Raw genomic sequence first — 7985 nt, 5'->3', positions numbered from 1 at the left:
GACGGGCTGTATTCGCTCACGAGATCGGAGAAGGTGCGTTCGTCACCGCGCTTCAGCGCCTCGACGATCGCGGCCTGACCCGGTGGTGGTGCATAGCTCATCTCTCGTGCATCCATCGACGCAGACGCTACGTCTCCGCCGCCTCGACGTCCAGTAAGAGGCGTTACGCGAGCGGCTCCCAGACGACCTCGGATACCTCGAGCGCGACATCAAAGCCCTCGCCGCCGGCACGCGATCGCACTTCGCCGACGAGTGCGCAGTACGCGGCATTGAGCCAGGCGTAGCGAGGATCGTCCGTGACGTGGGTGATGCCACCGACGAGCTCTCGCGTTCCGTCGCCGTTCGCCCGCGCGTACCCCGACCAGCTGTAGAGGATCGTGGCACCGTCGTCGGTCTCCAACGCGCCCCGGAAGTCCGGAAGCAAGGTACCGTCCACCCGCTTGCGCGGGAAGTTCGCACCCCGCAGACGCGCCGAGAGGCGCCCTTGCGAGCGCCCCTCGGCAATGAGAAAGCTCTGCTCCTCCGACCCGAACGGGCCGTCGAGCCCGACGCGCCAACTCTCCGGCGTCGCGAACGTCGCGGTGTACAGCGGCTCGAGTCGCATCGCCCGACCTCAGCTCGCCGCGAGGCCAGCGACCGTTACCGGCAGCCCGTTCCACGAGCCGATCGACGTGAGCGAACCACCCGACCCGACCTCCCAGCCGAAGATGCTCCTCGAGTCGGCATCGATCGCGTAGAGGAACCGGCCGTCGCTGCTGATGTCCTCGTCCCGGAGACCCGTTTCGCCGTCGATCGCGATCCCGGCCGTCGCATCCTCGAGCGCGAGAGCACCACCAGCACCGATGGCGTAGCGCGACACCGCACCGTCGGCAAAGTTCGTCGTGAACGCAAAACGGGCGTCCTTCGAGACGACCGCCCAGCAGATCTCACTGCGGCCGTTCCCGACCGAGGCGGAGACGGGAGCCACGGTGCCATTCTGCAGCGCGTAGGACGAGGCGGCGGCTTTCCCCTTCATGGCGCCGAACGCCTCGGTGACGACGAGGGTATCGGCCCCGGCGAAGGCGAATCCGTACGGGGTCGGGCCAACAGAGGGACGAGCGGTCGGCTCGCCGAGCAGCCCATCCGCCGCCACGGACCGCGTGACGATCGCATCCGTACCGCGCTCGGTGACGACGAGCGTCGACCCATCGGGCGAAAAGCCCACCTGTGCTGGATCGGCATCCGTCGCGAGCACCCGAGTAGAGCCCTCGATGGGATCGAGGCGTCCGGCGACGAGCCTGAAGCCAGCGAGCGACGGCGTTCCGGTGTTGAGCACATAGACCAGTCCCTCGTGCTCCGCGATGCTCCGTGGAGTCTCGCCACCCGAGCCGACCACCTGGAGGAGCACGACCGCGTCCTTCGCCACGGCGAGCAGGCTCACATCGTTGCTCGCCGCGTTCGTGACGAGCAGATGCGCGCCGTCGCTCGTCAGGACGACCGACCCCTGTGAGGGCAGGTGTGGCGTCGCGCTGCCTGCACCGCCAGTGTCTGTGCCACCTATGTCTTCCAGCGATCCGTCGATGCTGCGCCGGAACGTGATCACCTTGTTCTCGGACTCGTTGGTCTGCACGTACACGGCAGCGGCCGCACTCGTCTTCTCTGTCATGTTGCTCGACACGGCGTTCCTCCGATTCTCGTTTCCATTGACAGCGCTTCAGTGGCAGGTCGACCGGATCCGTTACGCCGTTGTGCGCGCTCGCCCGACACTCCGCCTCCGCCGTAATGTTCTCGGCGCTGTCGCTGACTGGAATGCTGGAGCGGATCGAGAGGAGCGAGTCGTAGTGGCACGCATTGCTCAGACCCGAGCAGTCCGAGGTTCTGCGCGAGGGCGCGGCCGAGGCGCCATTGCGGCGGATCTGAACGATGTCGCGCAGATTGGAACGTACGTCTGCGCGGGGTGCGCTAGTGCATCAACACCGTCGCACTCGAGCTCGAGGAGCGGTGAGGCTGGCATGAAGAGTCTCTTAAACCCCATCCGGATTCACGCGGCACCGCGACCCGGTCAGCCATTGTGATGTGAGTCATTGCCCCGAAGTCAGTCAGTGCCCCGAAGAAGGAGAAGCACGCCATGAAGAAAGTTGCATTCCTGTTCGCACTTGCAGCCGTCGCCCTCGTGCCGACGATCGCAGCAGCTGCGTCCTCGACCGGACCCCAGACGGTCACGGGAGCAAAACCTGCGATCGAGATGAGGACACGCAACCTCGGCAAGGTGCTCGCGACCCCAGGCAGGTACGGCATCTACTACTGGAATGTCGAGAAGAAGGCCGGCGGCAAGATCAAGTGCACCGGCCCGTGCGCCGTCGCCTGGCCCCCGGTCTATGTCAAGGGCACCGTGCAGAAGCACATCAATGGTGTGATGGCGACCTTCGGAACGATCAAGCGAGGCTCGAAGCGCCAGCTCACAGTGAACGGGCTGCCCGCCTATACGTACTACAACGATCCCAAGGGCGTCGTTCTCTGTGACAACGTCGACGGCTGGTTTGCCGTCCGACCGAAGTAGCGCCGTTCATTCGACGGTGTCGCAACGGTAAGCCTCGGCTCGCCGGCGTGGCGCCTCCGCTCTACGCTTGCGTGATGGAGGCACAACTTCTCGCCTGGTACGCCGGCGCCGGGCGCGACCTTCCCTGGCGTCACACAAGAGATCCGTACGCCATCCTCGTCAGCGAGATCATGCTGCAGCAGACCCAGGTCGATCGCGTAGTGCCGCGCTATCTCGCCTGGCTCGAGCGCTGGCCGACGGTCGACGCGCTCGCAGCCGCCCCCGCCGCTGAAGTGATTCGCGCCTGGCAAGGACTCGGCTACAACCGACGTGCGCTGGCCCTTCATCGAGCTGCGGCGCTGATCGCTAGGGATGGCTGGCCAGATGATCTGACAGTCCTTCCTGGAGTCGGGCCCTATACCGCGGCCGCGATCGGCAACTTCGCGCTCGCGAAGAATGTGCTTCCACACGACGTCAATGTCGACCGCGTCGAGCGCCGCACCGGTCACGGCTTCACGGGGGCCGCCGCGCAGGCGCTCATGGACCTCGGAGCAACCGTCTGCCTCGCCAGGATTCCCCGCTGCGACGCCTGTCCTCTGGAGGCCCTGTGCCCGTCGCGGGGAACGCGCGACGAGGCAGCCCGCAAGCAGAGCCGTTTCGAGGGGTCGTTCCGGCAGCGACGAGCCTCAACCCTCCGGCTTGTCGCGGCGTCCGCGACGCCCGGTGACGTGCTCGATCGCGAGGCTGTAGAGGCTCTCGCGAGAGACGGCCTCGTCGTCGTTCACGGGGACGGAACGGTCGAGCTGCCCTCTTAGTAACACGGAATTCATGTTCCTGTAAGGCGGTGTCGCCACAATGCGAAACGTGGCCACCGTTCTTGTCGTCGATGACGAACCGATCGTGCGTGAAGTCGTCGTGCGCTACCTCCAGCGGGAGGGGCATACGACGCTCGAGGCAGATCACGGCGATCGCGCGCGCGAATTGCTCGAGCGAGAAACTCCCGACATCGTCGTTCTCGACGTCATGCTGCCCGGCACCGACGGCCTCGAGCTGTGCCGCTGGATCCGGGCGCGTTCCGAGCTGCCCGTGATCCTCCTCACTGCGCGCGGCGAGGAGGCCGACCGGATCGTCGGGCTCGAGCTCGGTGCCGACGATTACGTCACGAAGCCGTTTTCGCCGCGCGAGCTTGCCGTGCGCGTGAGAACGGTTCTCCGCCGCTCGGCTCCGGCCCAGGATGTCGAAACGCGACTCTCCTTTGGCGAGGTCGAGATCGATACGCGCACGCGTGACGTGTACAAGGGGGGAATCGGCGTACGTCTCACCGCGAAGGAGTTCGATCTCCTCGCGTTCCTCGCCCGCAACCCCCGTCGCGTCTTCGGGCGCGATCAGCTGATGAGCAGGGTCTGGGGGTACGAGGCGGCACTCGATACCGGAACAGTCACCGTTCACGTCCGACGGCTGCGCGAGAAGATCGAGACGAATCCTTCCGAGCCGGAGCACCTCCAGACCGTGTGGGGCGTCGGCTACCGCTTGGTGCCGTGAGCTGATGATCTGGAACGCCGTTGTTGTTGCATTGATCACGCTCGGCGTCGGGCTCATCCTCTCCCTGGGGCTGAGAGCTCTCCCAACGGTGCGCTTGCAGCTGATGGGACTCGCCGCCCTCGCCGTCTGCCTCCCGCTCACAGTTGTGCTCCTGTCCGGATGGGTCATGTTCCACATGGGTGACGACGTGAAGATCCTCGCCATGCTTGCGGCGTCGGCGACGGCTGCGATGATCGGCGGGCTCGTCCTCGCCCGTTCAATTGCGAGTTCGATCGACAGCGTTCGCAACGCTGCGGTTGCCCTGTCGCACGGGGATCTGACGGTCAGGGCGCCCGAAACGGGGCCGAACGAGGTTGCCGATATGGCCGAGTCGTTCAACGAGATGGCGGCGAACATCGAGGAGCTCTTCGATGTCCGGCGCGAGCTCGTCGCGTGGGCGAGCCACGATCTTCGCACGCCGCTTGCGAACATGCAGGCGATGCTGGAGGCACTCGAGGACGGCCTCGCCGAGCCGGCCGACTACCTTCCCGCCCTCGGTGACCAGGTACGCGGGTTGACGGTTCTCGTCGACGACCTATTCGAGCTGGCGCGTATCGATGCCGGCGCGTTGACGCTCGAGCTCGATGCCTCCCCGCTCGTGGATGTCGTCTCGGCCTGCATCAGGGGTGTCTCGGCCGAGGCCCTCCAGCGGCGCGTTTCGCTCGCCTCCGACGTCGACTCGGAGGCGGTCGCGCGATTTGCTCCGGAGAAGTTGGAGCGCGTGCTTCTGAACCTGCTCACGAATGCCCTCAGACACACTCCGTCAGACGGAACGGTCGCCGTGCGTGTCGAGCCCGATCACGAAACCGTCCGCGTGACCGTCGAGGACACGGGCGAGGGACTCGACGACGAGGCGGAACGACGGATGTTCGATCGCTTCTGGCGAAGCGACCCTGCCCGATCGCAACGCGGCGCGGGCCTCGGCCTCGCGATCGCCCGCGGCCTCGTCGAAGCCCAGGGCGGCCGGATCTGGGCGGAGAATCGGCCCGACGGCGGTGCCCGGGTGAGCTTCACGTTGCCTGCAGCCTGATCGGAACGATGCCACGGCGACGCGAGTCGATGGCGGCGGGAGGCTGCGTGGGGCCACAAGGGCACCCGAGCCGAGCATCTGTACGCGAGCCGAGCATCTGTACGCGAGCCGAGCATCTGTACGCGAGCCGCGGCGTTGGAGCCTGACATCGCGCGTCAGCGTCGCAAGCCCGGTCTCCACACGTCTCCCCACGGCTCCCCCAGGCTCCTGAGGCTCACACGGGCTCCAACCTCCCCCAGGGGGGCGTGGTGGCCCCCTGGGGGAACGTTAGCCACCAACGGGTCACGCCTCAGTGCCAACTCAGTGCCAACTCAGTGCCAGTTCCGCCGAGACAGCCATGGCCCGCCCGAGAAGTACTCTATGAAGTGTGCTGGAGCGGCGGCCGATCGAGTCGTCGCCCGCGTCAGGCAGTGCGCTCGAGCAGTGCGACCGCCTGGGCAGCGAGCCCTTCTCCGCGTCCCGCGAAACCGAGGAAGTCGGTCGTCGTCGCCCGTACGCTGACCCGCTCCACGTCGACGCCGAGCGCACCTGCGAGCCGGCTCGCCATCTCCCTTCGGTACGGCGCGATCTTTGGCTCCTGGCCGATCAGGACGCAGTCCGCGTTGACGAGGCCAAAGCCTCCCTTGCGCACGTGGACGTACGCCTCCGCGAGGAGCATGAGGGAATCCGCTCCGCGGTATCGCTCGTCATCTGACGGAAAGAGCGTCCCGATGTCGGCGAGACCTGCGGCTCCGAGGAGTGCGTCGGTGAGCGCATGAGCGATCACATCGCCATCGGAATGACCTCTGAGCCCGTGAGAGTGCTCGATCGTGACGCCACCGAGCACGAGCGGGATACCTGCTGCGAGCGCGTGCGCATCGACGCCCAGGCCGACTCTGAGATCGCTCATAGCAGCGAGGCTAGCGCGTCTGCCAGTGACGCGAGGTCGTCGAGACCGAACGTGGCTTCTGGAGGCGTGGGCTGGAGATGCCCCCATGGCCCACGACGGACGTGCACCGCCACGAGGCCCGCTGCAGCAGCCGGCAGCACGTCGTTATCGACCCGGTCACCGACATACGCTATCTCGGCGGGGGCACACCCGGCGAGCTCGACGACGCGGCTGAAGAACGCTGGATCCGGCTTCCGGACGCCGAGGCTCGCGGACGATGAGATCACGTCCGCAGGAAGGTGCGCGTCACGGGCCCACTGCTCGAGTGCTGCACTCTGGTTTCCGACGATGCCGACGCGGAGGCCGAGTCTGCGGACGGCCTCGAGGCACGAGATCGCATCGGGGTAGAGGTCACCGAGCTCGTACTCGAGTGTGGTCCACCCCGTCGAGGGCGCTTCTATCCCGAGGTGGCCCCAGAGCGCCGTGTGCTCCTCGCCGCGCTCAATCGTGACGCCGAGAGCCGCCCACACGACGTGCGGCCGCAGGCCCTCGCGCTCGGAAAGCACGCGCCACCATCGCTCCTCGTCGATGAGCGTCTCACCAACGTCGAAGAAGACCGCTCTCAGAGCCAAGAGGTGACGAGCGCGAGATCCGCCCTGGTCGTGATCTTGAGGAGCCTCACATGGCCCTCGACGACGCGAACCCGGCCCCCGCGCGCCTCGACGAGCGATGCACAGTCCGTCGCGACCACCGGCTCGTCGCCGGCATAGGCTGCGCGGAGCGCGCTCGCCGTAAACGCCTGCGGCGTCTGAACGGTGACCAGATCAGCACGGTCGACGGTCTCGACAACGAGACCACCCTCGACCCGTTTCACGGTGTCTGCGAGCGGGAGCGCTGGCACGACGCCGTCGTACCCCTCTCCGAGCGGCAGAACGACACGCTCGATCACTGCGTCGTCGACGAGCGGGCGGGCCGCGTCGTGGACGATCACGACAAGTGCCTCGTCCGGAACCTGTTCGAGAGCTGAACGCACGGACTTTGCTCTCGTTTCGCCCCCTGTGACGACGGCTGCAACCTTCGAAGCAACGATCTCCTCGGCCAGAGCAATAGCCGCGTCCTCCCACCCGGCCGGCACGGCGACGACGACGGCGTCGATCCACTCACTCGAGTCGAGCCGCTCGAGGCTCTCGGCCAGGAGCACACGATCGCCCAGAGCGACGAACGCCTTTGGACGCTCCGCGCCCAGGCGCGCGCCCGAGCCAGCGGCCACGAGAATGGCCCACGTCGTGCTGTCGTTTCCCTCACTCACAGCGGCGGCGAGCCCCTGTCATGCCCCGCCAGCGAACCTGCCTCACGCGCTTGCGGCAGCGACCTTGGCCTTGGGCTTGACCTTCTTCTTCCCGCCGGCGGGATTGGCAAGCACCTCGTCGAGCCACTCGGCAGCCTCATCCTCCGTCATGTTCTTTGCGTACATGAACTCGGAGGCAAGGATCTTCTTGGCCTTGACGTACATCTGCTTCTCTCCGGTCGAGAGGCCTTTCTCGTGATCGCGGAGCGCGAGGTTTCGTACGACTTCCGAGAGCTCCAGGATGTCACCGGTCTTCATCTTGTCCCGGTTGTGCTTGAAACGCCGGTTCCAGTTCTTCGGCATCTCCGTCGACTCGCCGGAGAGCGCCTTCACGACGACCTCCACCGCGTCGAGACCAATGACCCAGCGAAGGCCGACCTTCTCGGCGTTCTCCGTGGGCACGTTGACGGTCATGTCGTTGTGCAGGATCTTGATTGTGAGGTATTCGCGCTCCTGCCCGAGGACAATGCGCGTGTCCTTGCTCACGACCGTCCCTGCCCCGTGGTGTGGATACACCACATTGTCGCCGACGTCGAACAAGCTAACCCTCCCGTTATCCGCCCATTTCACGAAAACCGCCGGCGCTGAGAGGCTGCCGGCGAGGGAACATCATTCTAGCTGAGAATTGCGCGACGCTCCC

General features: G+C 66.3%; 10 protein-coding genes. 4 read left to right on the top strand and 6 right to left on the bottom strand.

The window, feature by feature from the left end; all coding sequences use genetic code 11:
- Positions 1–163: 163 nt before the first annotated feature.
- Entirely contained in the window at positions 164–604 is a 441-nt protein-coding gene (locus ABIR74_RS00960) for a DUF3237 family protein (RefSeq protein WP_348174733.1), read from the bottom strand.
- A gap of 9 nt (positions 605–613) precedes the next feature.
- Positions 614–1657: a beta-propeller fold lactonase family protein gene (locus ABIR74_RS00955; protein ID WP_348174732.1), complete on the bottom strand. Its 1044-nt coding sequence runs from the start codon at positions 1655–1657 to the stop codon at positions 614–616.
- A gap of 450 nt (positions 1658–2107) precedes the next feature.
- Here ABIR74_RS00955 and ABIR74_RS00950 point away from each other — a divergent pair, with 450 nt between their 5' ends.
- The 4 genes from ABIR74_RS00950 (at position 2108) to ABIR74_RS00935 (ending at position 5129) form a co-directional block, all read left to right on the top strand.
- Positions 2108–2539 (top strand): hypothetical protein, encoded by a 432-nt coding sequence (locus ABIR74_RS00950; protein ID WP_348174731.1) that lies wholly within the window; start codon positions 2108–2110, stop codon positions 2537–2539.
- A gap of 74 nt (positions 2540–2613) precedes the next feature.
- On the top strand, positions 2614–3333 hold the full coding sequence (locus tag ABIR74_RS00945; RefSeq protein ID WP_348174730.1) for an A/G-specific adenine glycosylase: 720 nt from the start codon (positions 2614–2616) through the stop codon (positions 3331–3333).
- A 49-nt stretch (positions 3334–3382) separates the two neighbouring features.
- Positions 3383–4060, top strand: a complete 678-nt coding sequence (locus ABIR74_RS00940) for a response regulator transcription factor (RefSeq protein WP_348174729.1) — start codon at positions 3383–3385, stop codon at positions 4058–4060.
- 4 nt (positions 4061–4064) lie between these two features.
- On the top strand, positions 4065–5129 hold the full coding sequence (locus tag ABIR74_RS00935; RefSeq protein WP_348174728.1) for a HAMP domain-containing sensor histidine kinase: 1065 nt from the start codon (positions 4065–4067) through the stop codon (positions 5127–5129).
- A 403-nt stretch (positions 5130–5532) separates the two neighbouring features.
- On the opposite strand, the gene ispF is transcribed toward ABIR74_RS00935, so the two are convergent.
- Genes ispF through ABIR74_RS00915 form a run of 4 tightly spaced genes read right to left on the bottom strand, consistent with a single transcriptional unit; the run spans position 5533 to position 7885 of the window.
- Positions 5533–6018: a 2-C-methyl-D-erythritol 2,4-cyclodiphosphate synthase gene (gene ispF / locus ABIR74_RS00930; protein WP_348174727.1), complete on the bottom strand. Its 486-nt coding sequence runs from the start codon at positions 6016–6018 to the stop codon at positions 5533–5535.
- Positions 6015–6629 (bottom strand): HAD family hydrolase, encoded by a 615-nt coding sequence (locus tag ABIR74_RS00925; protein WP_348174726.1) that lies wholly within the window; start codon positions 6627–6629, stop codon positions 6015–6017. The genes ispF and ABIR74_RS00925 overlap by 4 nt, the downstream gene beginning before the upstream one ends.
- Positions 6620–7306, bottom strand: a complete 687-nt coding sequence (ispD, locus tag ABIR74_RS00920; RefSeq protein WP_348174725.1) for a 2-C-methyl-D-erythritol 4-phosphate cytidylyltransferase — start codon at positions 7304–7306, stop codon at positions 6620–6622. Before ispD ends, ABIR74_RS00925 begins: the two co-directional genes overlap by 10 nt.
- 42 nt (positions 7307–7348) lie before the next feature.
- Positions 7349–7885, bottom strand: a complete 537-nt coding sequence (locus tag ABIR74_RS00915; RefSeq protein ID WP_348174724.1) for a CarD family transcriptional regulator — start codon at positions 7883–7885, stop codon at positions 7349–7351.
- Positions 7886–7985 lie beyond the last annotated feature (100 nt).

This window comes from Gaiella sp., assembly GCF_039915195.1.
Taxonomy (GTDB): Bacteria; Actinomycetota; Thermoleophilia; order Gaiellales; family Gaiellaceae; genus Gaiella.
This window is presented reverse-complemented; position numbering and strand designations above follow the sequence as displayed.

What these genes read in the sequence shown, in the direction of transcription:
- ABIR74_RS00960 (WP_348174733.1), bottom strand. Translation starts at nt 604, where the DNA reads ATGCGACTCGAGCCGCTGTACACCGCGACGTTCGCGACGCCGGAGAGT.
- ABIR74_RS00950 (WP_348174731.1), top strand. Translation starts at nt 2,108, where the DNA reads ATGAAGAAAGTTGCATTCCTGTTCGCACTTGCAGCCGTCGCCCTCGTG.
- ispF (WP_348174727.1), bottom strand. Translation starts at nt 6,018, where the DNA reads ATGAGCGATCTCAGAGTCGGCCTGGGCGTCGATGCGCACGCGCTCGCA.
- ABIR74_RS00935 (WP_348174728.1), top strand. Translation starts at nt 4,065, where the DNA reads ATGATCTGGAACGCCGTTGTTGTTGCATTGATCACGCTCGGCGTCGGG.
- ABIR74_RS00945 (WP_348174730.1), top strand. Translation starts at nt 2,614, where the DNA reads ATGGAGGCACAACTTCTCGCCTGGTACGCCGGCGCCGGGCGCGACCTT.